This is a genomic window from Microbacterium testaceum, from assembly GCF_003075375.1.
Taxonomy (GTDB): Bacteria; Actinomycetota; Actinomycetes; order Actinomycetales; family Microbacteriaceae; genus Microbacterium; species Microbacterium testaceum_E.
Genome location: NZ_QDFT01000006.1, coordinates 35,350 through 59,787, shown reverse-complemented (window position 1 = coordinate 59,787; position 24,438 = coordinate 35,350). Strand labels below are relative to the sequence as shown.

Sequence of the window (24,438 nt, the reverse complement as noted above, 5' to 3'; positions counted from 1 at the left end):
ACCCGTCGTGCCGCTGTCCGGAACGCCGGGGGCCGCGGGCGCGCGACATCGGCAGTATTCGTGTCTGAGGAGGAATCATGCGTGCTGCCGTCGCTGTCGCTCAGAACTTCGAGAGCCCTCTCGATGGGCTCTCTCTCCGGGAGGTCCCGGACCCTGTGCCCCCGGTCGGATGGACTCGTATCCGGGTGAGGGCCGCTGCGCTCAATCCCCATGACACGTGGACTCTGCGGGGTATCGGGCACCCGGCCGAGCGACTTCCGATCGTGCTCGGTTGCGATGCCGCCGGGGTCACCGACGACGGACGGGAGGTCGTCGTTCATCCCGTCATGGGAGACGCCCTTCGCGGCGGTGGCGATCAAACGCTCGATCCGCAGCGGGCATTGCTGTCGGAGACCATCGACGGGGCGCTCGCCGAATACATCGTGGTTCCCGACGAGCTCGTCGTCCCCAAGCCCGACGGACTCACATGGGCGGAGGCTGGGGCGCTCGGCGTCGCCTGGGGGACGGCATACCGGATGCTGTTCACGCGCGCGGGAGTCCGCGCCGGCGATCGTGTGCTCGTCCAGGGCGGCAGCGGCGGTGTCGGCAGCGCCGCGATCGCGTTGGCAGCCGCTGCCGGTGCGCGCGTGTACGCCACCGCTCGCACGGAGGACAAGGCTCGGTTTGCGAGGGAGTGCGGGGCGTCGGCCGTGTTCGCGCCCGGCGAGCGGTTGCCGGAGCGCGTGGATGCCGTCGTCGAGACAGTCGGCGAGGCCACGTGGGCGTCGTCGCTTCGAGCCCTTCGACCGGGCGGGATCGTGGTCGTCGCCGGCGCCACGAGCGGTGCCATGCCCCCCGCCGAGTTGCAGAGGGTGTTCTACAACCAACTGCGCATCTCCGGCTCCACCGGGTGTACGCGCGGGGAATTCGAGGCGATGCTCCGTCTGGTCGAGGTGGCCGGCATCAGACCGCGGGTGACGACCATCTCTTTCGACGAGATCCCCGCAGGCTTCCGGCGGCTGCTCGACGGCGACGTGCTCGGCAAGCTCGTCGTCGAGCTGCCGCCATCCTGACAACGCGGTGACGGCGATCGAACGCCCCGTTCACCTGCCGGCACCGCGCGATGGGAGCCGAGATCCCCGGTCAGAACACCCGAACGCCGCCGGCCATGCTCAGCTGGGGTGCCGTGGTGCAGACGAGGACTTCCGCTGTCTCCGTGAGCGTTTCGAACACGTGATCCGTGTCGGCCGGGAACCTCACGAAGTCACCTCGTCGCCCCGTGACGGTCTTCGCAACCGGGCCGATCGACACGACACCGTCCACGACGTAACAGTGCCGGAGCGACCCGCGACTACGAGCGGGGCACAGGAAGGGTTCATCGCCGGATCTGAGGCGGATGAGGGCATTGACGACGTAGCCGGAGCCGAAAGCCTGGTCGAGTTGGCGGACGTCCGCTCCGCCCTGCTGTTGCCACCGTCCCTCCTGGGCGCGATTGACCAGGACCTCGGTTCCCATCTCCGACAACAGGGCCCGGGGACTCACGTCGAGAGCGAGAGCGAGGCGGTCGATGGTGTCGATGGTCGGGTTGCCGGAGCCGGCCTCGACCAGCAGGACGGTCTGCTTCGATAGACCGGACCGTCTGCCGAGCTCGGCCAGAGAAAGCTTTCTCTCCTCGCGGAACCGGCGGAGATTCCGCGCCAGGATGTCGTTCGCTGCCACGCCGGGTGCTCCTTACGAGACGTGTGGATCGTCCATTGCAATGTACCGCCCGGATAGCCCCCAATGGCCGGGAGGCCCAAGATGTGCTCACCGGTACCCGAGCCGGCACCAGCATTACCGGCATCCGCCGGCATCGATGAAGATGAGGGCACCCATGCAAGACAGCACCGACCTCGCGCAGGAGAACCGCACGGCGGTGGACAAGGCCGTCGCCGTGCTCAAAGCCTTCGGGGCGGACCGCCACACGGGTGTGGGCGTCAGCGAGCTCGGTCGTCGCGCGGGGCTGAGCAAGTCCACCACCTTCCGTCTGCTGGCCATGCTGCAGCGCAACGGCATGGTCGACCGCACCGGAACGGTGTACCGCCTCGGTCGCGCACTGGAGGAGATCGGCGGCCCCGCTGCGCTGCCCGCCCACAACTCCGTGCGGGACCTGCTCACCCCATTCCTCGCGGAACTGTTCGCCGAGACGCATGCGACGGTACAGCTCGCGATGCTGGACGGCTCGGACGTCGTGTATCTGAACAAGCTCGAGGGAGCGAACGGTCTGCGGACGCCGTCGCGGATCGGCGGACGGATGCCGGCCTACTGCACGGCCGTGGGCAAGGTGTTGCTGGCCTCGGACGCATCGGCGGCCGAGGCGGTCCTTCGCGGCCCGCGTCACGCGTGGACGCGGAACACCCTTGTCGACGAGGACGACTTGATGGCCGAACTCGCGCATGTCCGGCGCACCGGTCTTGCACACGACAGAGGCGAGTCGATGGAGAATCTGTACTGCATCGCCGTCCCCGTCCGCGGCCACGGAGGACGGGTGATCGCCTCGTTCTCGGTATCGGGTGACGCGTCCTTCCGCCCTCTCCGTCACGAACGGGTGCTGCGTTCCGTGGCCTTCTCGGCTTCACGGATCGCCGCCAGTCGAATCCGTCTCGCGGCGTAGGGGAACCCATGCCGACAGTCGATGACGACCGTTCCACTGGTCGGCACGCGCGGGCTTCGGGTCCACGCGACCCGAGGACGATATCGACGCGGCCGCCTCGGACCGCTGGAGAGGACAGGAAATGAACGCAGTGACCCCCCATGTCGTTCTGGTGCACGGAGCGTGGCACGGTGGATGGTCGTGGGGAAGTACTCCCGACGACCTGCGCGCGCGAGGGCTGACGGTGTCGGTGATCGATCAACTGCCCTCGACCGACGGCGGTGCTCCCGCCGGTCTGAAGGATGACGCGAAGGCGTTGCGCGAACACATCGCCGCCGAGAAGGGTCCGGTCGTGGTCGTCGCGCACTCGTATGGGGGAATGGTCGCCAGCGAACTGGCCGGCGAGCCGTCCATCGCGGCAGTCGTCTATCTCGCCGCGTTCCTCCCGGTGGAGGGTGAGACGCTGGCTGAGCTGATGGGAGGGCAGCTGCCGCCGTGGGTCCTCTTCGACGAGACGAGAACGTTCACGCACCTCGATCCGTCGGTCAGTCGGGAGTTCGTGGCCGTGGACGCCGCCTCGCCCGAGCAGGTCGACGAGCACGTCAGCCGGATGGTGCCGCACGCCGTGCGAGCGTTCCTGGAACCCAGCAGCACTGCGGGATGGGGGTCCACGCCGGTGACCTACGTCGTCGCGGAGCGGGATCAGGTGATCCCCCCGGAGGCGCAGCATGCGATGGCCGGCCGCGCAGGCGCGGCGACGACCGTCGCCGATGCCACCCATCTGGGGATCCAGTCGCAGTCCGCCGAAGCTGTCGAGATCATCGCCGCGGTGGCGGCGGCCGTTCGACCCCGATGAGCGCGCGCAGCATGCACCACCGCCCGCGGACCGGTCCGACCCGACCGCTGCACCGTGCTGCGCCATCGGCGCTGCATCGAGGCGTCCGGCACCTCGCCGATTGCGTCCAGGATGTGAACACTCGCGGCGGCGCGGGCCGCTGACGATGGTCGACATGATGAAAACAATCTCCTCTCCGGACGCGACCGTCGTCCGCGAGCTCTACCTCGGCGGAGCGTGGACGGCGCCGTCCTCCTCTGCGACCATCGACGTGCACTCCCCGAGCACCGAGCAGTACCTCGGGTCGGTGCCCGAGGCGCAAGAAGCGGATGTCGACATCGCCGTCGCTGCCGCGCGCGCCGCGTTCGAGCAGCGAGGCGGATGGAGCGAGTGGGCGCCGTCCCAACGAGCGGATGCCCTCGACTCCCTCGCCGACGAGCTGGAGAAGCGCAAGGGCGAGATGGCCCGTCGGGTGTCTGCGCAGAACGGCATGCCGGTACAGGTTTCCGCTGGTCTGGAGGGCGACTTCCCGATTGCCGTGATCCGATACATCGCCTCGCAGGCTCGCCTGCAGGAGACGGAGCAGACGCACCCCCACCTGCTCGGCGGCCTGACCACGGTGCGCCGCGAGCCTCTGGGCGTGGTAGCGGCGATCGTGCCGTGGAACTTCCCTCAGGTCCTCTCGTCGTTCAAATACGCGCCCGCCCTCGCTGCGGGCAACACCATCGTCATCAAGCCGTCCCCCGAGACGGTTCTCGACAGCGTTCTCTTCGCTGAGGCCGTCGATGCATCGACCATTCCCGCCGGCGTCGTCAGCGTCGTGCCCGGCGGGCGCGAGTTGGGCGCCTACCTCGTCGCACACCCCGATGTCGACAAGGTCGCTTTCACCGGTTCGACCGCCGCAGGACAGCAGATCGCCGAGACGTGCGGTCGTCTCCTGCGCCCCGTCACGCTGGAACTGGGCGGGAAGTCGGCGTCGATCATCCTCGATGACGCCGATCTGAACCTCGCCGAGATCGGCCAGCGGCTGTACACCGCGACCCTTCTCAACAACGGCCAGACGTGTTTCATCGGTACGCGCATCCTCGCTCCCCGCAGTCGGTACGACGAGATCGTGGAATTGTTCGCCGCGTTCGCGGACTCCCTCCCGCTCGGTGACGCTTTGGATGAGACGACGCTCGTCGGGCCGCTCGCCAGCGCGCGACAGCGCGACCGCGTCGAGGCGTTCATCGCGCAGGGCCGCGCCGAGGGGGGCAAGGTGGTGACCGGCGGCAAGCGTCCCGACCGGGATACCGGCTGGTTCCTCGAACCGACCGTCTTCGCCGGCCTGGACAACTCCGCGGCGGTCGCCCGCCAGGAGATCTTCGGCCCGGTGCTGACTCTGATTCCTTATGACGGGGTCGATCAGGCCATCGCCATCGCCAACGACAGCGATTACGGTCTGGGCGGTTCGGTCTGGACGGCGGATGAGGCTCGGGGGCTCGACGTCGCGCGCCGAGTGCGCACCGGGACGATCGGTGTCAACACCTACCTGCCCGACCCCTCGAGCCCGTTCGGCGGCTACAAGCAGAGCGGGATCGGCCGCGAGCTCGGCCCCGACGCGATCGCCGCCTACCAGCAGCAGAAGTCCATCTACCACCTCGGGGTCTGAGACCTCGAGGTCGGCACCACCATCGAAGAGCGAAGGAGCCTTCTCATGACCATTTCCGAAACCGACGCCGCCCCCACCCGCGTCCGCACCGCGCGGGCCGCCGTCCTCGAAGCCGTGGGCGGTTCGTTCACGGTCGCCGATATCGAACTCGCCGAACCGCGCGCGGACGAAGTCGTCGTGCGCATCGTGGCGGCGGGCGTCTGTCATACCGATCTCGTGGTGCAGGGCGGTGGCATCCCGTTCATGCTCCCGGGTGTGCTCGGTCACGAGGGGGCGGGCGTCGTCGAGGCGGTCGGTGCCGCGGTCACGCGAGTTCGGCCCGGTGACAAGGTGCTGCTCAGCTTCGACAGCTGCGGGCAGTGTTCGAACTGCCGCGACGGCCACCCGGCGCTTTGCGTCGAATTCGCCCCGCGGAATCTCGTCGGCGGGACACGACTCGACGGGTCGACGCTGTTGAGCCGGGACGGAGAGGCCGTCGGCGGTGGCTTCTTCGGCCAGTCCTCGTTCTCGTCCACGGCCCTGGTGCGTGAGCGCAGCGTGGTCAAGGTCGCCGACGACCTCAGTGAGGACGAGCTCGCGAGTCTCGCGCCCCTGGGATGCGGCATCCAGACCGGTTCGGGCGCCGTATGGAACGTGCTCACTCCCGAGCCCGGTGCGACGATCGCCGTCTTCGGCGTCGGAGCCGTGGGACTCTCGGCGATCTTCGCGGCGGCGCAGTCGCCCTTGCGACAGGTCATCGCGATCGATCTCGTCGATTCGCGACTGGAGCTCGCTCGGGAATTCGGAGCGACGGCGACGATCAACGCGAAGACGGAGGATGTCACCGAGCGTCTGCGCGAGCTCACCGGGGGCGCCGGTCTGGACTACGCCGTCGAGACCACGGCCAACACGCAGGTGCTGTCGAGCGCGGTACTCGCCTTGCGGTCGGGCGGAACCATCGGCGTCATCGGTGCGCCGAGCGAGCCCGGAGCGGCCGCACCGATCGTGGTTCTGGACATCCTCTTCGGAAAGACGATCGTCGGCATCTGCGAAGGCGACGCCGAGACCGTGGCGTATGTCCCCACCCTGGTGGATCTCGTCCGCAGTGGCCGGTTCCCCCTCTCGAAGCTGACGAAGTTCTACGGGCTCGACGAGTTGAACCAGGCCGCAGCTGACATGCACAGCGGTGCCACGATCAAGCCGATCATCCGCTTCTGAGAGGTTCGCCTGAGGGACGACGTCGTCGTGCGAGTGGAGACGACCGCGAGGGTGCGCCCTCGCGGTCGCTCCCCCGAGTCGGGGAGCGTGCATCGAAGATGAGCGAGAACGGACGCGTCATCGATCTGGGGATGACGACCCAGCTCGAGTCGACACTGCGCCGCGAAATCGCGCTGTCATGGCGGCGCTCGACGCTGAGCGGGTTGTCTCCGGAGCACACCTTGGACGCGGTCGGGGTCGAAGATGTCGACCGGCAAAGCCGCCTGCTCGATGCTGCGTCGCCGGTGCTCGACCGCATCGCGAGGGACCTCGACGGGACCGGATACTGCGTTCTCCTGGCCGACCGCGATGCGCGGCTGATCGACATGCGTTTCGGTCAGCCGCGCATCGAGTCGCTCATGGCCCACGACGGGGCGCAGCGGGGGCGCCGTTTCTCGGAGGACAACACCGGAACCAACGCCATTGCCACGGTCTTCGAGATCCGCAAACCGCTGGCCGTGCGCGGCGATGAGCACTTCGTCGAGGCCCTCAAGAAATTCACCTGTTACGGGGTCCCCATCGTGAACCCCATCACCGGTCGGCTCGACGGCGTCCTCGATCTCACCGCGCTCACGGAGCTCGATTCTCCGCTGCTCGGCGCATTCGTCAATCAGGCGGCCATCGAAATGCAGAATCAGCTGCTCGAGAGGTCCCGAGCCAGCGAGCACGAGCTTCTGAGGTCGTTCCACACGGTGGCGAACCGGCGGGTGGGGCATGCCGTGGTGGGGGTGAGTCCGGGGGTGTTCCTCGAGAATCCGTATGCCGAGACGCTTCTCGACCAGGTGGACCGTGCGGCGCTGCGTTCTCTCGCCGAGGATGCCCGACACGACACGACGCTCCGGATGACCCTCTCGTCGGGGCCCGTGGTCGATGTGAATCTCGTCCGCGTTTCGCGAGGAGCGGTGATGGCTTTGTCCGTGGCCCCCGGCGGCCTACGGGCCGAAGGGCCGCGCATCGCCTCGCGCCGATCCCGGGAGACGGAGCGCCCGTCGGGAGCACCGCTCGTCGTCGTGCGCGGCGAGGCGGGCACGGGCAAGACGCACACCGCGCAGACACTGCATCCCGCCGCGGTCCTTCTGCGTTGCGATGAGCTCGCGGAGTGTTCCACCCAGGACTGGCTCGCGAAAGCGGTCTCTGGATCGAGCGGGGATGCGCCGCTCATCATCGACGATGTCCACCTTCTGCCGCCGATGCTCGCTCACCGGCTGGCGGACATGCTCGACGACCGCGCGGCCCCCACCGTTCTCACTCACATCATCGGCCCACCCGATCCCGACCGTGCCTCGCTCCTGTCGCGCGCCACGCACACCATCGATCTGCCGTCTCTGCGAGCTCGACCCGATCGGATCGCTCCGTTGGCGCGCGAGATCCTGGCCGCTATCGACCCGGCTCGTCGGATCAGCGAGTCGGCGCTCGCAGAACTGACGCGTCGCTCATGGCCCGGCAACGTCAGTCAGCTCGCGCTCGTCCTGCGAACGGCAAGCGACGCGGCCCCTTTCGGTGAGATCGGCATCGATCAACTGGGCACCGCCACGCCTGGCGCGGCGGCGGTCATGCTCAGCCCGCTCGAACGGGCCGAGCGCGACACGATCACCAGTGTCCTGACGGCCCACGGCCATAACAAGCGGCGGACAGCTGGGGAGCTGCACATCTCGCGCACCACGCTGTACAAGCGGATGAGAGAACTCGGCATCCCCGGTTGACCGCGCGAGCGAAGCGCGGTGGCGGGGTGGGGTTCACGACGCTTTCCCACATCTGTGGATAACTCTGTGGAAAGCGTGTGCGAAAGTCCCTCCACCTGTGCACGATGCTGTGGAGAATCGAGCACATTCGTCCTTGTCTTCGAAATTACACGCCCGTAATTTCGCGGCCCCGGCCCCTCCGTTCCGCCGTGCGCGCGGGGCACCGCCGACCGGGCGGAGACGCGACAGGCCTGTGGAAAATCCCGGGGATAACTCGCCAGGGTGTGGTGCCGCAGATCACAGCGCACGGGTGTCCTCAGCCCCGGGTGGGGTGGTGGCATCCCTCGTTCCGAGAACGTGGTCCGGTCACACACCCAGAATTTCGCGCCGGAATCAACCCACCTGCCGTTTCGGCTAGCTGAGAGGAAGCTGGATGCAACGAGAGCCCGTTTCGAGCGGGCATCGGTTCATCCTCGCTGAAAGGAACACAACAATGGGATTCTTCGGATTTCTCCTCCTCGGCCTCATCGCCGGCGCCATCGCAAAGCTGATCCTCCCCGGCAAGCAGGGTGGCGGCTGGCTCATCACGCTCGTCCTCGGTGTCGTGGGTGCCCTGCTCGGCGGGTTCCTCGGTAGCCTGCTCTTCAACGCCCCCCTGCAGGACTTCTTCTCGCTGCAGACGTGGCTGCTGGCCATCGGCGGGTCGATCATCGTCCTGCTGATCTACGGTCTCATCGTGGGTCGTCGCGCCGCGCGCTGACATCGGTCGCAAGGCCCGGGGCGGTTGGACCGCGCCCCGGGCCTTTGCGCGTTCGCGGGGGCGTCAACCCCGCAGCGTCGCGGCATCCCCCGCTCTAACGTGACGGGATGTCGCACGTCTCTCCCTCCGCCGAAACCCTGGCCCGCCGGATCGTCCAGTCCGCTTCCGCCGACGTCGAGGCCTCTGAAGCCGCCGCACTGCGAGACGAACCGGATGGGCTGCACGAGCACCGCACGCGGGTGCGTCGTCTGCGCTCGGTCCTCGCCTCGATCGAACGGCTCAGCGACGACCCCGCCCTCGCCGGCACCCGCGCGGCGCTCGCGCCCTGGGGGCGCGTCCTCGGCGAGGCGAGGGATGCCGAGGTGCGCGCCGATCGCGCCGAGGCGGTGATGGCCGAGCTCGGCATCGTCGACGCCGACGCGAGACGCCGTCTCGTCGGCGACGAGAGGGCCGAGTACCGGCACCTCCACGCCCGCGCCGTCGACGCGCACGAGACGCCGGCCGGCCAGACCCGTCGACAGCTCGTCCGCGAGGCGGGTCTGACGCTCCACCTCGACGATGACTCGGCGAGAAAGACCTTCCGCCGTCTGCTGCGCCGGGACGCTCGTCGTCTGGCGCGCGCGGTGCGTCGCTCCGACGGCTCGCTCGACCGCCTGCACGACGTCCGCAAGGCCGCGCGTCGCCTGCGCTACCTCTCGGAGGCCGTGAACGCCGCTGATGCCTCGCTGCTCGGCGGCGACAACCGACGGCTCGGTCGCGCAGCCAAGCGGGTCCACAAACTGCTGGGCGAGCACCGCGACGATCTGCTGCTCGTCGAGCGGGCCGTCGAAACGCATCGCCGCGCCTTCACCGCGCAAGAGGCGACAGCGCCCTACGACGAGATCGCGCGCCACGCGCAGTCCCGCGCCGACGCTCACCTGGCCCATCTGCCGAAAGCGCTGAAGAGGGCGCGAAAGGCGACCAAGAGGCTCGGCTGACCTCCGGCGCACGCGGAATGCCGATTTACTGAGGGGGATGCCGAAAGCCCCACGTCCCGTGTTCATCGCGGCCCTGCTCGCCGGGCTCGCGCTGGCAACGATCGTGGTGTGGCCGCAGGGGGTCGGCATCCATCGTCTTCCGTTCATCGCGAACGCAATCGCCCTGCGGGGCGTTCTCGCCCTCGGGGTCGCGATCGCCGCGCTGCTCGTCGGGGCGCTCGCCGCATGGCGCCGCCGCGGGGGAGCCGTGGCCGTACTGGCCATCGCGCTCGCCGCGGTGGCGGTCGGCAACGGGGCGGTGCTGCTGGGGCGGAGCATGGTGCCACCGGCGCAGGATGCGCGGACGGGCGGCGAGCTCACCGTCGTGTCGTGGAACGCCTACGGGGGCGGGGCGTCGCCGGAGAGCATCGCACGGCTGATTCGCGAGACCGGCGCGGACGTGGTGGCCCTTCCCGAGACCGACGCCTTCGCGGCCGCCCGGATCGCGGGTCTGCTCGCGGAGGAGGGCGTCTCGATGCGTCACGACACCATCGCGGCGGCGCCCGGAGGCGAGAGCATCCCGAGCTCGCTCCTGGTGTCCTCGGCGCTCGGACCCTACGAGCGCGACACGACCGTCGCGTCGACGCCGGGTTTGCCGAGTGCGGTGTGGCGCCCTGTCGAGGGCGGGGGACCGACCGTCGTCGTCGCTCACCCCATGCCGCCGCTCGCCGACGTCGTCGACCAGTGGGAGGCCGGCCTGAGGTGGATCGCCGCGCGCTGCACCGAGCGCGACGTCATCGTCGCCGGCGACCTGAACGCCACGATCGACCATTTCGCCGGTCTGGGCCTCGACGGCGCCGGTATCGGTGGATGCCGTGACGCCGCCGCGCAACACGGTCGGGCGGGCGCCGCTACCTGGCCTGTCTGGCTGCCGGTCGCCCTCGGCGCCCCGATCGACCACGTGCTCGCCGGATCGGCGTGGCGCGTGACCAGGTTCGACGTGCGCGGCGACATGGACGATGCGGGGAGCGATCATCGACCCATCGTCGCCACCCTCGTGCGCAGGTGAGATCTCACGTCGCGTGGGTGTCGACGCGGGCGTTGTGACGGATGAGAGCGACATACAAGGGAGCGAGGAAGAGCGCGCTCATCAGCACCGCGGCGACGATCGCCGCTCCGCCGGGGCTCGTCGCGACCAGACCGCTCGTCTGCGCCACGCCGATCGTGCCGAGGGCGATTCCGATCGCGCGCAGCGCGACCGCTGCCGCGGGAGCCTTGCGGGGCGCCCTCCACCAGGGAATGCGCTCGTCGGGATACGCGCGCAGGGTGAGCCTGATCGACCACAGCCACATCGCCGTACCGACGGCCACCGTCATGACCCACACCCACGTCGTCATCGCTCCAGCCCAACACGGGTCGACCTCGCCGTCAAGGCGCCGGTCGCGAGCGGCGCAACGACGTCCGTGCGAGACCGCCCCCAACTCCCGGCCTCGCACGGACGTCAGCGGCGGAGTCGTCACGCGCGCTGTGGGTGCAGTCTTCCGGGTTCGACGCACCGGAGGAAGAGGGGTTGCGCGAAGGCGGGCGGAGCCCGCGCTGTTTTTGCGGCGCGCGAGCGAGAGCGGGCTCAGGAATTCGTCCGAATGGACGACGGATCGCGGCGCTGCAGTCCATTGCGTGCGCCCCACAGCGCGAGCTGCGTGCGGTCGGACAGGCCGAGTTTTCGCAGGGCGGATGCCGTCTGACTGCGCACGGTGTTGATCGAGACCTACAGATGCCGCGCGATCTCTTCGGTGGCCGTCACCCCGCTGCTGAGCAACGCGACCACGCGGGTCTCGGCCGCGGTCAGCAACGACACCTCGTCGGGCGCCGCGGGCAGCGGCCGCGCCTCGCGCAGCTCGCGGATCAGGCGCGGGGCGACCCGCGGCGAGATGGTCGCCGTGCCCGCCGCCGCCCCGCGGATCACGGGGAGCAACTGGTCGCTGTCATGACCCTTGAGCAGGTAGCCGCTCGCGCCCGCCTCGAGGGCGTCCAGCACGAACGCGTCGGACACCTCGCTGGTGAGCAGGATGACGCGGCATCCCTGATTCTCCGACGTGATGATGCGGGTCGCCTCGATGCCGCTCATCCCCGGCATGTGCAGGTCCATCAACACCACGTCGGCGTTCTCGGCCCGAGCGCGCACGATGGCGTCGGGGCCGTTCGCGGCTTCTCCGGCGACGCGGATGCCGGAGGCGTTCTCGAGTCGCAGACGGATGCCGCGACGCACGGTGCGGTTGTCGTCGACGATCAGCACGCCGATGTCGGCAGCGGCGGCGGTCATGCGCGCTGCGCGCGTACGGCGCCCTCGTCGATCGACACCGGTGCCTCCATGACGACCAGCCACCCGTCGCCGTACGGTGAGGGCCCCGCCTGGAACGTGCCGTGCAGCAGCTCGACGCGTTCCGCGAGCCCCGTCAGTCCCCACCCCAGGCCGCGGGGGTGGTCGCCGGTGGCGACCGAGCGACCCGGGGCGTTCCCGACGCTGACCCGGATGGTTCTCGGGCCGACGCGCACATCGATGGCGGCCTCGGATCCGGCGGCGTGCTTGCAGATGTTCGTCAAGGCCTCCTGCACGACGCGGTAAGCCGTCGTCGAGACCATCGCCGGAACATCGTCGACGGGCGCGTGGACGCGAAGGACCACCCTCATCCCGCGATCCGTCCAATAGGCGACGAGGTCGTCGAGCGCTCGCAGGTCGCGCGTGGGTTCGGCGTGCGATCCGCTCTCGGCGCGGAGGTCGCGGAGCGCGGCGTACAGGCTCGCCGAGGCGAATCGGCCCTCGGCCCGCATCTCTTCGATGAGGGATGCCGCCTGTGCGGCGTCGAGCAGCTCGATCTCGACGGCGGCGTCGGCGAGCGACAGCAGACCGGCGAGGTGCTGGCCGGCGACGTCGTGCAGTTCCTGGGCGATACGCGCGCGCTCGAGCGCCTTGGCGCGCTCGACTTCGGCCTCGTGCTCACGGGCCGCGGCCGCGACCTGCGCGCTGGCCCGTCGCAGCCGGCGCATGCGCCCCGCCCACCAGGCACCGAGCGCCGCACCCCCGATGACGGGGGCGGCGAAGGCCAGACCGTCCGCGAGGGTGTACCCCCAGGCGGCACGGAGAGGGAGGCCGGCCCCGACGGCGTACGAGAACATCACGGCGCACGCCAGGGCGATCGCCATCGCCGTCGTCGCGATCGTGGGCAGCGCCCGGCGGTGCACGGCGAGGAAGAATGCGGCGACGGCGACCACGAGCGCCATGCCGGTGAGCCAGCGGGGGACGTCGACTCCGACGATCAGACCGAGGTAGCAGACGGTCGTCCCGAGCACGGCGACGACGGGCGCCCGCGCGGACAGCAGCAGCAGCGCACTCTGGGCGGCGCACCCGGCGATCACCACGGCGACGACCACGGCCAGGGGCAGGCGGTAGTCCCAGGTGTAATCGTCCGTGATGATGGCGCCGAACGGGTTCGCCATGGCCTGAACGGTCGTGACGACGAAGACGATCGCGACGAAGACGAGCATCGAACGCGGTCGGCTCAGCAGACGCGTGAACTCCGGGGCGTCGACCGGCTCGCGGTCCTGTTCGTCGTCGCTCGTCGGCACCGCGTCACTCTAGCGTCGGCGGCAGGACGTAGACGACGTCGTCTCCGTCGCGCCCGTGTTCCACGAAGCCGAGGCGGGCGAGTTCATCATGCGCGTCGCGATCGCCCGCGACATGGACGTAGAGGGGGCGCTCGGCCTCACGGGCGACGAGCTGACGGAGGGCCTCAGTGGTGGTGGCGTCGTCGTCACGAAGATCGATGCGGGGCATGCGGTCACGCTAGCCGGAGGTCGGGTCGTCGTCCGCGTGCTTGTGCGACCAGTCGAAACCGTGCAGGGAGAGGAAGCTCCAGGTCGCACCGTTGGCGTCGCGCGAGAGGATCTGCTCCCGCAGGGTCGCGAACAGGGGAGCGCGCGTCTCACCGTCGATGCTCTGCCAGCCCTCGAGATTGCGGCGCAGGACGAGGTCGGTCTGGTCGAGCGCCTTCGCGAAGACGACGTTGCCCGACGCGTCGACGACGTGCGCATACAGGCCGAGGATCGCGTCGACGTACGCCGTCGATGTCGGCGCGTCGCGCATGTCGTCGAGGCGTCGCGCGGTCTCGACGAGGTCGTCGTCCGCGGCGCGCTCGACGGCGACGCGCAGCGCTCCCCCGATCGTGTGGGCGGCGTACTCGCGCATGTCGCGGCGGGCACGGTCGCTCAGCGCGGCGACGCGGGTGTAGCGATTCGCGGCCACCTCGACCAGACCGATGCGCTCCAGACGCTGCAAGGCCTCGCGCACGGGTGTCCGCGAGATGCCCATGAGCACGGCCAGCTCCACGTCGCGCAGCCGGTCGCCCGGCTGCAGTCGACCGTCGACGATGGCCTCGCCGAGCTGCCGGTAGGCATCGTCGACGAGGGCCGAAGCACGACGCCGACCATCCATCAGCGGGAGTTTACGGCCCCCGGTTATCACAGAACCTGGACAGAGTTGGCTGATTCTTCGTTTTCGTGTCGCGCGAGAGGTCTGGCGCCGGTAAAGTGATCGCCGTCACGCCTCGCGTGACATATCCGGGGGGATCCGTCGACGCCCGGGCTTCGAGCTTTGCTCAGCCCGGGCGTCGTATGGGCTCGGGGGGGGACCCCGCAACCGCTGCGCCGATGAGGATATGACGCTCAACCTATCCGTGGCGCGGCCCCTCGGATTCTTCGACGACGCCTGCTGTGGACGCTCGCCCAGCGGGCGCGACGAGATCGCGGCTGAGAGATGCTGCGGCCGCGCGGCGAAAAGATCGCAGCGCCGCCCCCCAATACACCCTCACCGGCATTCCGCACACGCGAAGCGCCGGACCGTGGTCGACAGCGACGACGGTCGCGGCTCCGACGGCGACGCACCACCATGCGATGAATACGAGCGCGCGGACGGGGAGCGTCCGCGACGCGAGTTGTTGCTTCAACTGATCGATCTGGAAGGCGAGGTGGTGTTCCTCGTCGAGGGCGATCCGAGTGCCGATCCCCCTGATCACCTCATCGGGTGCGGATCGTGAGAGGACGACGAAGTAGGGCATTGCGACAGCCTCCGCGGTGAGGAACAACGCCAATTCGGTGCGCAACCCCAGAGAACGGCGTAGCCGTGTGAAGACCCGGTCGGACCAATGACTGGACAGGGGGGAAGCCTTCAATCGGTGCAGGCCGCGTCGGAAGAGCGCCGAATGCTTCTGCTCCTCAGCGACCAGCATCCTCAGTGCTTCCTGTTGAAGGGCGCCACGACTCCCCGCCTTTCTCAGCAGATGAACACCGTCGCCGCCCTCTCCCAGCTCGAATCTCTGAAACGACCTCACGAGCGCCTGCCGAGCGTGCTCGGGGAGATGCGCCGGCGCGTTCCCGTCGATCCGAGCCTCGATCTCCGCGTGCGCGACGCGGTTGTCGGCGAAGTGGCGCACCCATCGCTCGAAGACGTCGTCGCTGATCGCCGTGGGTGCGGATGACATCATCGCGCCAGTCTCGCAGGCATTGTCCGCACCGTCGCTCCGATCCGTGCGCCAGCCGGTACGAAGGCGGCCCACCATGCGCGAGCACGTCGAGAACCCCCGGACTCCGCGCGCGGCGCGATCGACGCGGGCGGATCCGACCGCCGTTCGGATGCCCCCGTCCACCGCACGGCCGAGGTGTTTCGACGAGCCGCCGACACCGCATACGTCCTGCGCGAGGGTCGACGTGTCACCACTCGCAACGTTTATGTCACGGAGTCGTGCGCAGACAGGCCATCGCGGTTACCGTGGGGCTCACAGTCCGGTGCGCACGGTGCCGGCTCAAGCGGAAAACGGCATCACCATGAGCACGCAGGGCACGGTCAAGTGGTTCAACTCGGAGAAGGGCTTCGGCTTCATCGCTCCCGATGACGGCAGCCAGGACGTCTTCGCGCACTACAGCGCGATCCAGTCCGGCGGTTACCGCTCGCTCGAAGAGAACCAGCGCGTCGAATTCGAGGTCGCGCAGGGCCCCAAGGGCCTGCAGGCCGAAAACATCCGCCCCCTCTGATCTTCCGCCGAGCCCGCTCGGCACGAACCCCGGCGCATCGACGATGCGTCGGGGTTCATCGTTCGTGCCGCACCAGATCGACCCCCGCCGCCGCGAACTGGCGCAGGGTGGCGTTCGGCAGGAACGCCCGCGTCAGCGCTGCGCCGATGCGGGTCAGGTCCGCCTCGTCGCGGTAGAGCAGGTACATGGTCTCGTAGCGCGGGTGGAACTTCTGCTTGAAGCGGTGCAGCGAGGCGAAGCCGTAGACCGGCTCGAGGATGTCGGCCAGGCGCGTCTGCAGATCGGCGATGACCCCGGCATCCACCGGATACTCGTGCGCCAGGGGCGCACCCGACAGCGACATGACCTGCGCTCCCTCGGCGGAGAACTGCTGGGCGGACGAGCCGATCAGGTACTCCATGACGGGTCCGAAGCCGCCGTCCCGTCGACGCATGAGGTCGAGCGTCCATCCGCGCACGCCGTCCTGGCCGTAGACGGGCAACCACGACAGGAACCCGTCGACGTCGCCCGCGGGTGAGATGGCCAGAGCCAGACGCACCTCGGGGTCGCCCGCCTCGTGCAGGGTGCCGAGCGTGAAGCCCATCTCGGGCAGGCCTTTGTCGCCGACCCAGCTCTCGGAGATCGCCCGGAGCTGTTGGCGGACGCCCCAGGGTTCGGCATCCCACCGCGAGAGACGGAAGGTCATGCCCTCGCGCTCGGCCCGGTTGAGCGAGGTGCGCACGGCTCCCCACGCCTTGCCGGTGAAGCGCAGCCCCGGCAGATCGACCACGGTGTCGTCGGCGACGACGATGCTGCGCCACCCCTCGGGGACGGCGTCGCGCGTCTCGGCACCGGCGCTGAAGAAGCAGGGCGCGAGACCGGCGGTCTCGGCAGCGCGGACGAACGCGCGGACGGTGTCGGCGCGGGTGTCCGCCGGACCGAGGGGATCGGCCAGGGCGAGGGCGACGCCGGAACGCCGCTGATACGCCACGATCCCGCGGCCGAAACGGGCGTAGGTCATGCCCTCCCAGGTGGTCATCCACGACAGGGTGCCGCCGCCGGAGGCGCGCAGCTCGTCCTTCACGTCGCCGACGGCCGGCGCGGGCGCATCACCCAGGGCGACCTTCGGGCGGGCGCGGAAGGCCGACCGCACCAGCACGAAGTACACCGACGCCAGCACCCACAGCAGTGACGAGGCGAGCACGCTGGTGACGTCGGCATCCAGGTCGCCCTCGAGGCCCGTCACGCCGATGAGGACCAGGATGCCGATGAGCAGGACGATCAGGGCGAGGTTGAGCGCGCTGTAGATCAGCACCACCACCCACGCCCACCGGCGCCCGCGACGCAGCGCCGTGGCGACGACGAGCACGATCGCGGTGTTGACGGCGACGTCGACCCACGAGCCCGAGACGGCGGCGGAGTAGCCGAACGGACCGGTCATCGGCGCGACGTAGCCGAGGATCTCGATCGCGCCCAGCGCGCACACGATGACGAAGGCGAGCAGTCGCTGCTCGCGGACGCTCACCCGCTGCGGACGCAGCGACCGATCGACGGCGAGGACCAGGCCGACCGCGAGGACGTGCTCGAGGTCGGGCAGAGACCCGTAGTAGACGAACGCGACCGACAGCACGGCGATGAGGACCGTCCAGGCGCGCAATCGCCAGGGCGACGGCAGCAGGACGAGGGCGCCGGCCACGCACGCGAACATCCCGCCCGAGGGGCCGACGTCGAGGGCCGTCGCCTGCTCCTGCGCCCACGACCAGGGCAGCAGCGCGCCGACCCAGAGCAGGCCCGCCGCCGCGAGCACCGAGAAGAGCTGACCGATCGCGAAGAGCGCCGCGGTGACGCGGGAGCCGCGACGGTATTCGAGGAAGGCCATCGCGACCAGCACCGGGACGCCCGCGAGGTATACCCACGGCTGCGAGACGAAGAACGTCCCGGTGAAGGGGGTCCACCACCGTCCCTCCGCGAAGGCGGGCAGGCCGTAGGCGACCTGTACGAAGGCATCCGATGCCTCGAACGGCGTCCACAGTCCACCCGAGAAGACCCCGACCAGCAGCAGCACGACGCCGAGACCGAGGGTGACCGGAACGCGCCGCACGAGCAGACGCAGCCGCACCGCCGCACCGTCCCGCCCCATGCCGCCCACGATAGGGCACACCCGCGTCGCGCCGCAGGGTCAGTCGTCGGCGAGGGCCCGCCACGCGGCGCGGGCCGCCTCGAGCGCCGGCGCGGCGTCGGTCTCGGCCCGCGCGACCGCCAGGCGTCGCCGGGCGTCCTCGAGCTGCAGACGCCGCGCGATCGGCGGGTGGATGCCATCGGCCGCATCTCGTGCCTCGGCGGTGGCCAGGGCCGCCCGCGCGCAGGCGAGGGTTCCCGGAAGCGCGGCACGCGCGGCCTCGAGGCGGCGGCGCGGGGTGAGGGCCTCACCGACCGCGCGGTCGCGCTCGGCACGGACACGGGCCACGACGGCGACCGCCTCGCGCGGCCGGCGCGCCGACCGGGTGGCGGCGGCGTCGAGTTCGTCGCGCGCGGTGCGCAGGCGCGCCGTCGCGTCGGGGGCGCAGGCCTCGGGCCGGCTGGCGGCGGCGGTGTCGGCATCCGTCATCTCGGCGCGTGCCGCGGCGATCTCGGCCGCGGCGTTCTCGGCCGCCTGCAGGGCGATGCGGTGCTCGTCCTCGACGGCCCGAAGGCAGCGCGCCGCGCGGCGGAGCGCTCGCGTCGCGACCATCAGCTGCTGCTCGTCGTCGTGCTCGAGGGCGGCGTCGACCGCGGAGAGGGCGAGGGATGCCGCCTCCGCCGCCCGCTCCGCCTCGCTGCGGTCCGCGGGGTCGAATCGTTCCCGCAGGGTCGCGAGCAAGGGGGCCGGGTCGCCGGACGCGGCGACGACGGCATCGCGTCGCCGCAGCGCGGCCGCGCGCAGGTCGGCGGCCTCACGGTGCGTCCGGGCCCAGGTCGACAGCTGCGCGCGAGCGTCCTGGACGCGCTCGGTCTGCGTCTGGAACGTCTGAGCGAACCGCCGCGCACGGTCGCGGCGCGACGCCGCGACCGAGGTGTCGCCCGACAGGTCGAGGACGTCGGAGAAACCGCGGTCCCGCGTCCGCTGGGCCGTCGCCCGTGCTCGACGCAGGTCGGCCGGCAGATCGCCCGCCTCCACCGCGTCGAGCGCCTCGAACGCGACATCGAGGTCGTCGACCGCGTCGTCGAGCTCACCCAGCGCCACGATCGCCTCGGCCCGCGCGGCGCTCGCCGCGGCTCGCATGCGCGGGGAGCGCCGGACGACCCGGACCGCGACGACGACGGCGAGCACCAGCAGCGCGACCACGCCGGCGGCGATCGCCACGGGCACCAGCCAGGGGATCTCAGTCACCGACCGAGACTTCTGCGTCCACCAGCAGCAGCGCGCGCAGCTGGTCGATGTCGTCGACCGCCGCCTGGGCACCCTCGGCCTCGTGGGGCCAGCTGAAGCCCCAGCGTACGAAGATCACCGGCACCTCGGCATCCCGTCCGCCCTCGACGTCGTGATGGCGATCGCCGATCAGCACGGGGCGCGAGATGTCGCAACCCTGGGCCTCGAGTCGGCGCAGCGCCTCGCGGACGATGTCGGACTTCGCCGAGAGGGCGCGCTCGTCCAGCGACGCGCCCACCGTGGCCTCGAGCGAGGGGGCCAGGCCGAAGTGGTCCATCAGCGCGACCACCTGCACCTCGGGCTTCGAGCTCGCCGTCGACTGCGGGATGCCGGCGGCGTGCAGGTCGTGGACGAGGTCGGCCACTCCGGGGTAGAGGCGCACGCTGACGGTGTAGCCCTCGCTGCGGTTGAGGTCGCGGTAGAAGGCCACGGCCTCGGTCGCCTGCTCGGGCGTCATGTCGACGTTGACCTGGAACGACTCGAACATGGGCGGGCCGATCCAGCGCGAGAGCTCCCCCCGCGTCGGCGGCGTCCGGCCGAAGTGCTCGAGCGTGATCGTCAGTCGGCGGAGGATGCCCTCCGAGGCGTCGACGAGTGTTCCGTCGACGTCCCACAGGACGCAGGAGAAGGGGGAGCGTGCGGGCATGCGCACCACGCTACCGGCGCGGCATCCGACCGGGTCGATCCGTGCGGGTGCGGGCGCGGCCGGAACGCGTCGATCCGCCCACGCCTCGACCCGACGCGTCGAGGGCGGGGGAGGGCGGACTCAAACGTTCCACCAACGGCATATGGGCCGCGCACAGGTGCAGTGCCCCGTGCAGCCACACGAAGATGATGAGGGCGATGAATCCCGTCAACAGCTTGTCGATGAGCGAGGTGAGCACGTTCGCCGAGAAGACCGCGGCGATGAGCGGCACGCCCATCGTGGCGATCGACGAGGTGACCGCATCGAAGCCGTGACCCGAGAAGCCGCCGAAGACCAGCAGCCCCATCGGCGCCCCGATCGCCGAGCACACGAGGGCGGCGATGACGTTCAGCACGAAGAAGCGTCGGATGTCGTCGCCCATGCCGAATCGCCGAACGCCGAAGCCCCACACCAGCGCCCCGGCCACGTTCACGAGCGCGAAAGGAGGAGCCGCCGGCACCCCCACCGTTGCCCCCATCATGTTGCTGACGATCGCGACGACGGCACCGTGCCACGGGCCGAGCACGATCGCCGTCGCCGCCGTGCCGATCATGTCGAGGAAGATCGGCAGGTTCAGCGCCTGCACCACGGCGAGGCCGAGCAGGTTGAGCAGGATGCCACCGACCAGCAGCACCGCGGTGACCCACCGCCGGGGCGCAGGTGCCGTCAGCGTCGACCCGGTCGCGGGGCGGGCGGGCACCGGCGGCGCGGGCGGATCGGCCTCGACCGGTTCGGATCGGGCGCGCTCGCCGTTGCGCCGCACCCGGACGCTGCGCTGCACCCAGCGGTCGGCCTCGGCCTCGTCGGCGCCGAGAGCGCGGACGATGTCGCGCAGGAGCGCGGTGTCGATCCAGGTGCGGCCCGGACGGAAGACGTCGTAGACGGTGCTGCGCGGCGGCGACGCCGCTTCGGCGGGGACGCCCCGCTCGATGCGCAGAGCCCCGATGCGGCGACCGAGCTGCGCGAACGAACAGCCGTCCGCGTCCTTGAGGGCGACGAGATCCGCGGCGATCCGATCCAGGGAGTCCGGCTCGTCATCCGGCGTCGGCACAACAGTCACGTCTCCCCCTCACGCGACTTCGCCCCCGCGTCGTCCGCTTCGCGCCACTCTAGCGAGCGGATCCGGGCGCGCGGACGGCTCGCCGGGGCGCGTCCGGCGCGTGTCCGAGCGTCCGGAAGCGTCCGGATCGGCCTTCCGGCCGGGTGCGTCGGCGCGCGGCGATCTAGCGTCGAAGCCAGTCGCCGTTGTTCGGGTGGTGACGGATCCGGCTTCGGGGGATGCCGCGATCGGCGGGGTCTCCGGGGGGCGGGGACCCCGCCCACTCCTCTTCCGGCCGACGCGGACGTCGGCCGCTCACACGTCGGCCGTGCGGGGGCGCCCCCTGCGCCCTCGCGCGGTCGGCTCGCTCCGGGTGCACGCGCCGGGTCGGCGGCATCCGGATGCCGGCCCCGGGCTCAGAACAGGCGCGGAGCGCCCGACTGCACGCCCTTCATCTCGTCGTAGTCGAGGGTGAGGCAGCGGATGCCGCGGTCGGTGGCGAGCACGCGCGCCTGCGGCTTGATCTCTTGCGCCGCGAACACGCCCCTCACCGGCGCGAGCAGCGGGTCGCGGTTGAGCAGCTCGAGGTAGCGCGTCAACTGCTCGACGCCGTCGATGTCGCCGCGGCGCTTGACCTCGATCGCGACCGTTCCGCTGCCGTCGTCGTTGCGCAGCAGCAGGTCGACGGGCCCGATGGCGGTGGGATACTCGCGGCGGACGAGGGTCAGGTTGTCGCCCACGACCGACACCTGCTCGGCGAGCAGACGCTGCAGGTCGGCCTCGACGCCGTCCTTGATCAGGCCCGGGTCGACTCCCAGGTCGTGAGCGGTGTCGTGCACGATCTCGTGGATGCGCACCAGCAGGGCGTCGCCCGTCTTGGCGTGGGTGACGCGCCACCGTTCGATCACGCCGTCCTCGACGTCGACCTCGTCGGGCTGCTCGCGGGTCAAGCTGCAGGGCGGGCTCATCCAGTTGAGCGGCTTGTACGAGCCGCCGTCGGAGTGCACCAGCAGACTGCCGTCGTTCTTGTGGACGAGCAGACGGGTGGCGAGGGGCAGATGCGCGTTGAGACGGCCGGTGTAATCGACGGAGCAACGGGCGATGACGAGACGCACCCGACGAGCCTAATCGCGCCGCGCGGGCTCGGCGGTGCGGGCGGCGTCGACCACGAGCGGTTTGGCCGCGCCCGAGAAGAGACCGGATGCCACGATCAACCCGACCACGATGAGCAGGGTGTTCAGCAGGCCGATGTGGTCGCCGATCCACCCGAGGATCGGCGGGCCGCAGAGGAAGGCGACGTAGCCGATGGTCGCCGCAGCCGCGACGCGCGAGGCCGCCTTGGCCGGGTCGTCGGCGGCCGCCGACATGCCGATGGGGAAGCCGAGCGACGCGCCGAGGCCCCACAGGGCGGCACCGACGAACACCAGCGGACCGAACGGCGCGAGGATGAACAGCAGCAGGCCCGCCGCTGCGGTGCCGGCCAGCACGCGCAGCACGAGGACGCGGCCCAGCCGATCGACCACCGGCCCGCCGGCGATGCGTCCGACGGTCATCGCGACCGAGAACACGGCCAGTACCGCGGGACCGGCCTCTTCGGGCGCGCCGTGACCGTAGACGACGGCCGAGGGGAGCCAATCGTTCGCGCTGCCCTCAGCGAAGGCCATGCCGAGCATGATCACGCCCAGGGTGTAGGTGCGGGGCTCGCGCCAGGCCTGCAGCGAGACGGCGAGCCGCTCGCGCCAGTGCCGGCGCTCCTCGTCGGCCGGGGCGTCGAGGGCGGCCTCGGTCCGCGGCACGTTGGCCACGGCGACGAACGCGACGACGAGGATGACGACGCCCATCGCGACGCAGTGCGCCACGACCGGGATGCGCAGGCTCACGGCGACGAAGCCCAGACCCGCGCCGATGACGGTGCCGAAGCTGAAGAAGGCGTGCAGCAGCGGCATGATCGTGCGCCCCGTGGCCTTCTCGAGCGCGGCGCCCTCGACGTTCATCATCACGTCGACCGCGCCGTTGCCGAAGCCGAAGAGGGCCAGCCCCACCAGCGCGACGCCGAAGACCTGCACGGTGTCGGCGCCGAATCCGATGATCGCCAGGCCCATGCCCACCAGCACGAGCGCGACGAGCATGCCGGATCGCGCGCCGATGCGCGCCATGACGGCCGGTGCCACCGACAGACCGATGATGGATGCCACGCCCATGCCGAGCAGCAGCAGGCCCACCCCGGAGTTCTCGATACCGAGCGACTCGCGGATCTGCGGCACCCGTGACGCCCAGGTCGAGATGCTGAGCCCGCTCGCGAGGAAGATGGCGCAGATCGCGACGTGCCAGCGCACGAGCTGGGAGCGGGTCAGCGTGGAGTGCATGACCACACTGTAGCGAAACGATTCGACGCCGATCGAATCGATTCGGAAAGCGCGGCGGCGCGGGTTACCATCAGCCGGTGAGCACCCGCCGCGCGACCATCAGCGACGTCGCCCGAGAAGCGGGCGTCTCGCCCTCGACCGCCTCCGTGGTCTTCAGCGGCAAGACGCCCACCTCGGCCGACGTGCGCTCCCGCGTCCTGGCAGCCGCACAGGCGCTGGGCTACACCGGACCCGATCCGCGCGCGGCCTCGCTGCGCCGCGGACGCTCCGGCATCGTCGGCGTCGTGTTCGACCAGCACCTGGGCACCGCCTTCCTCGACCCCGTGACCACGCACATGATGGACGGTCTCGCCGACGGCGTCTCTCGTCTCGGCGCCGCCCTGCTGCTTCTCCGCGACGATGGCGTGACCGTGAGCGAACCCTCGCTGCACACCGCACCCATCGACGCCGCCGTTCTGATCGGCTGCAGCCCGCGCATGCGGGAATCGCTCGAGATCGTGCGGGGTCGCGGCATCCCCGTGGTCGTCGTCGAGGGCGACGCGGGTGAGGGGATCCCGCGGGTGCTTCTCGACAACGTCGAGGCGCAGCGGACGGCGGCGCGGCACGTCGCGGCGCTCGGCCACCGCGACGTCGTCCTGGTGACGCTGCCCATCGACACCTCCCGCCACCGCGGCTGGATCGCCGACGACGCCCGGATCCGGGTCGACGTCACGGCGGACCGTCTCGCGGGAGCGCGCGATGTCTTCCCCCACGCTCCCGCGATGGCCGCGGCCACGAGCTCGATCGACGAGGGCGCGATCGCCGGGCGGGCGATCTTCGCCGATCCCGGCCGTCGTCCCACGGCGGTGATCGCGCAGAGCGACCTGCTGGCGGCCGGCGTCATCCGGGCGGCCGAAGAGGCGGGGCTGCGCGTGCCGGAGGACGTCAGCGTGACCGGCTTCGACGGTGTGGTCGTGGACGGCCTGGCGCCCCATGTGCTGACGACGCTCGTGCAGCCCGCGACCGCCAAGGGACGCGCGGCCGGCGAGGCCGTCGCCGCGATGCTCGAGGACGCCGCGCCGTCCAGTCTCGACCTGTCGTGCACCTTCCGCGAGGGCACCACCACGGCCGCCCCGCCTAGCACATGAGAATCCGCGGCGCGG

24 protein-coding genes are annotated in these 24,438 nt (G+C 70.5%); 11 read left to right on the top strand and 13 right to left on the bottom strand.

Translation table 11 applies throughout. From position 1 onward, the window contains the following. The first annotated feature begins 77 nt into the window (after positions 1–77). Positions 78–1,052 (top strand): zinc-binding dehydrogenase, encoded by a 975-nt coding sequence (locus DC432_RS03865; protein WP_116536760.1) that lies wholly within the window; start codon positions 78–80, stop codon positions 1,050–1,052. A gap of 70 nt (positions 1,053–1,122) precedes the next feature. Here DC432_RS03865 and DC432_RS03860 read toward each other — a convergent pair whose 3' ends face one another. Next, entirely contained in the window at positions 1,123–1,698 is a 576-nt protein-coding gene (locus tag DC432_RS03860) for an XRE family transcriptional regulator (protein WP_116536759.1), read from the bottom strand. A 196-nt stretch (positions 1,699–1,894) separates the two neighbouring features. On the opposite strand from DC432_RS03860, the gene DC432_RS03855 reads away from it, so the two are divergent. The 8 genes from DC432_RS03855 to DC432_RS03820 all read left to right on the top strand — a co-directional run bounded on the left by DC432_RS03855 (position 1,895) and on the right by DC432_RS03820 (position 10,800). Beyond that, positions 1,895–2,632, top strand: coding sequence for an IclR family transcriptional regulator (locus DC432_RS03855; protein ID WP_243393018.1), 738 nt, complete (start codon positions 1,895–1,897; stop codon positions 2,630–2,632). A gap of 121 nt (positions 2,633–2,753) precedes the next feature. After that, on the top strand, positions 2,754–3,467 hold the full coding sequence (locus DC432_RS03850) for an alpha/beta fold hydrolase (RefSeq protein ID WP_116536757.1): 714 nt from the start codon (positions 2,754–2,756) through the stop codon (positions 3,465–3,467). 154 nt (positions 3,468–3,621) lie between these two features. Then, a complete protein-coding gene (locus tag DC432_RS03845; protein ID WP_207770736.1) occupies positions 3,622–5,097 on the top strand; it encodes an aldehyde dehydrogenase in 1,476 nt (491 codons plus the stop codon). A 45-nt stretch (positions 5,098–5,142) separates the two neighbouring features. Further along, positions 5,143–6,294 carry an NAD(P)-dependent alcohol dehydrogenase gene (locus tag DC432_RS03840; protein WP_116536756.1) on the top strand — a complete coding sequence of 384 codons (1,152 nt, stop codon included), beginning with the start codon at positions 5,143–5,145 and terminating at the stop codon, positions 6,292–6,294. A gap of 98 nt (positions 6,295–6,392) precedes the next feature. Next, positions 6,393–8,036, top strand: a complete 1,644-nt coding sequence (locus DC432_RS03835; protein ID WP_116536755.1) for a sigma-54-dependent Fis family transcriptional regulator — start codon at positions 6,393–6,395, stop codon at positions 8,034–8,036. Positions 8,037–8,508: 472 nt separating this feature from the next. Next, complete coding sequence (locus tag DC432_RS03830) at positions 8,509–8,775, top strand: GlsB/YeaQ/YmgE family stress response membrane protein (RefSeq protein WP_108317556.1); 267 nt, start codon at positions 8,509–8,511, stop codon at positions 8,773–8,775. Positions 8,776–8,882: 107 nt separating this feature from the next. Beyond that, entirely contained in the window at positions 8,883–9,752 is an 870-nt protein-coding gene (locus DC432_RS03825) for a CHAD domain-containing protein (protein WP_116536754.1), read from the top strand. A 37-nt stretch (positions 9,753–9,789) separates the two neighbouring features. Continuing rightward, complete coding sequence (locus DC432_RS03820) at positions 9,790–10,800, top strand: endonuclease/exonuclease/phosphatase family protein (protein ID WP_116536753.1); 1,011 nt, start codon at positions 9,790–9,792, stop codon at positions 10,798–10,800. Positions 10,801–10,804: 4 nt separating this feature from the next. On the opposite strand, the gene DC432_RS03815 is transcribed toward DC432_RS03820, so the two are convergent. The 6 genes from DC432_RS03815 to DC432_RS03790 form a co-directional block, all read right to left on the bottom strand. Next, on the bottom strand, positions 10,805–11,128 hold the full coding sequence (locus DC432_RS03815) for a hypothetical protein (RefSeq protein ID WP_116536752.1): 324 nt from the start codon (positions 11,126–11,128) through the stop codon (positions 10,805–10,807). A gap of 371 nt (positions 11,129–11,499) precedes the next feature. Next, positions 11,500–12,054: a response regulator gene (locus DC432_RS03810; protein ID WP_243393017.1), complete on the bottom strand. Its 555-nt coding sequence runs from the start codon at positions 12,052–12,054 to the stop codon at positions 11,500–11,502. Continuing rightward, positions 12,051–13,358 carry a sensor histidine kinase gene (locus DC432_RS03805; RefSeq protein WP_116536751.1) on the bottom strand — a complete coding sequence of 436 codons (1,308 nt, stop codon included), beginning with the start codon at positions 13,356–13,358 and terminating at the stop codon, positions 12,051–12,053. The genes DC432_RS03810 and DC432_RS03805 overlap by 4 nt, the downstream gene beginning before the upstream one ends. Positions 13,359–13,362: 4 nt before the next feature. Continuing rightward, on the bottom strand, positions 13,363–13,566 hold the full coding sequence (locus tag DC432_RS03800; protein ID WP_116536750.1) for a hypothetical protein: 204 nt from the start codon (positions 13,564–13,566) through the stop codon (positions 13,363–13,365). Between the two features lie 9 nt (positions 13,567–13,575). Continuing rightward, the gene (locus DC432_RS03795) at positions 13,576–14,223 is read right to left on the bottom strand and encodes a GntR family transcriptional regulator (protein WP_116536749.1); all 648 of its coding nucleotides are present in this window, start codon (positions 14,221–14,223) and stop codon (positions 13,576–13,578) included. Between the two features lie 235 nt (positions 14,224–14,458). Further along, positions 14,459–15,271, bottom strand: a complete 813-nt coding sequence (locus tag DC432_RS03790; protein ID WP_133177878.1) for a ferritin-like domain-containing protein — start codon at positions 15,269–15,271, stop codon at positions 14,459–14,461. A gap of 340 nt (positions 15,272–15,611) precedes the next feature. On the opposite strand from DC432_RS03790, the gene DC432_RS03785 reads away from it, so the two are divergent. Next, positions 15,612–15,818, top strand: coding sequence for a cold-shock protein (locus tag DC432_RS03785; RefSeq protein WP_056225145.1), 207 nt, complete (start codon positions 15,612–15,614; stop codon positions 15,816–15,818). A 55-nt stretch (positions 15,819–15,873) separates the two neighbouring features. On the opposite strand, the gene DC432_RS03780 is transcribed toward DC432_RS03785, so the two are convergent. The 6 genes from DC432_RS03780 to DC432_RS03755 form a co-directional block, all read right to left on the bottom strand. Beyond that, positions 15,874–17,937, bottom strand: a complete 2,064-nt coding sequence (locus tag DC432_RS03780; RefSeq protein ID WP_116536747.1) for a bifunctional lysylphosphatidylglycerol flippase/synthetase MprF — start codon at positions 17,935–17,937, stop codon at positions 15,874–15,876. 39 nt (positions 17,938–17,976) lie between these two features. Continuing rightward, positions 17,977–19,167, bottom strand: a complete 1,191-nt coding sequence (locus DC432_RS03775; protein ID WP_116536746.1) for a hypothetical protein — start codon at positions 19,165–19,167, stop codon at positions 17,977–17,979. Further along, complete coding sequence (locus DC432_RS03770) at positions 19,160–19,852, bottom strand: HAD hydrolase-like protein (RefSeq protein ID WP_116536808.1); 693 nt, start codon at positions 19,850–19,852, stop codon at positions 19,160–19,162. The genes DC432_RS03775 and DC432_RS03770 overlap by 8 nt, the downstream gene beginning before the upstream one ends. A 10-nt stretch (positions 19,853–19,862) precedes the next feature. Further along, positions 19,863–20,951 carry a helix-turn-helix transcriptional regulator gene (locus tag DC432_RS03765; RefSeq protein WP_133177877.1) on the bottom strand — a complete coding sequence of 363 codons (1,089 nt, stop codon included), beginning with the start codon at positions 20,949–20,951 and terminating at the stop codon, positions 19,863–19,865. 395 nt (positions 20,952–21,346) lie between these two features. Continuing rightward, complete coding sequence (nucS, locus tag DC432_RS03760; protein WP_116536744.1) at positions 21,347–22,045, bottom strand: endonuclease NucS; 699 nt, start codon at positions 22,043–22,045, stop codon at positions 21,347–21,349. Between the two features lie 9 nt (positions 22,046–22,054). Then, positions 22,055–23,296 carry an MFS transporter gene (locus DC432_RS03755; protein WP_116536807.1) on the bottom strand — a complete coding sequence of 414 codons (1,242 nt, stop codon included), beginning with the start codon at positions 23,294–23,296 and terminating at the stop codon, positions 22,055–22,057. A gap of 77 nt (positions 23,297–23,373) precedes the next feature. Between DC432_RS03755 and DC432_RS03750 the strand changes: the two genes are divergently transcribed. Next, positions 23,374–24,423: a LacI family DNA-binding transcriptional regulator gene (locus DC432_RS03750; RefSeq protein WP_116536743.1), complete on the top strand. Its 1,050-nt coding sequence runs from the start codon at positions 23,374–23,376 to the stop codon at positions 24,421–24,423. The last annotated feature ends 15 nt before the right edge of the window (positions 24,424–24,438 follow it).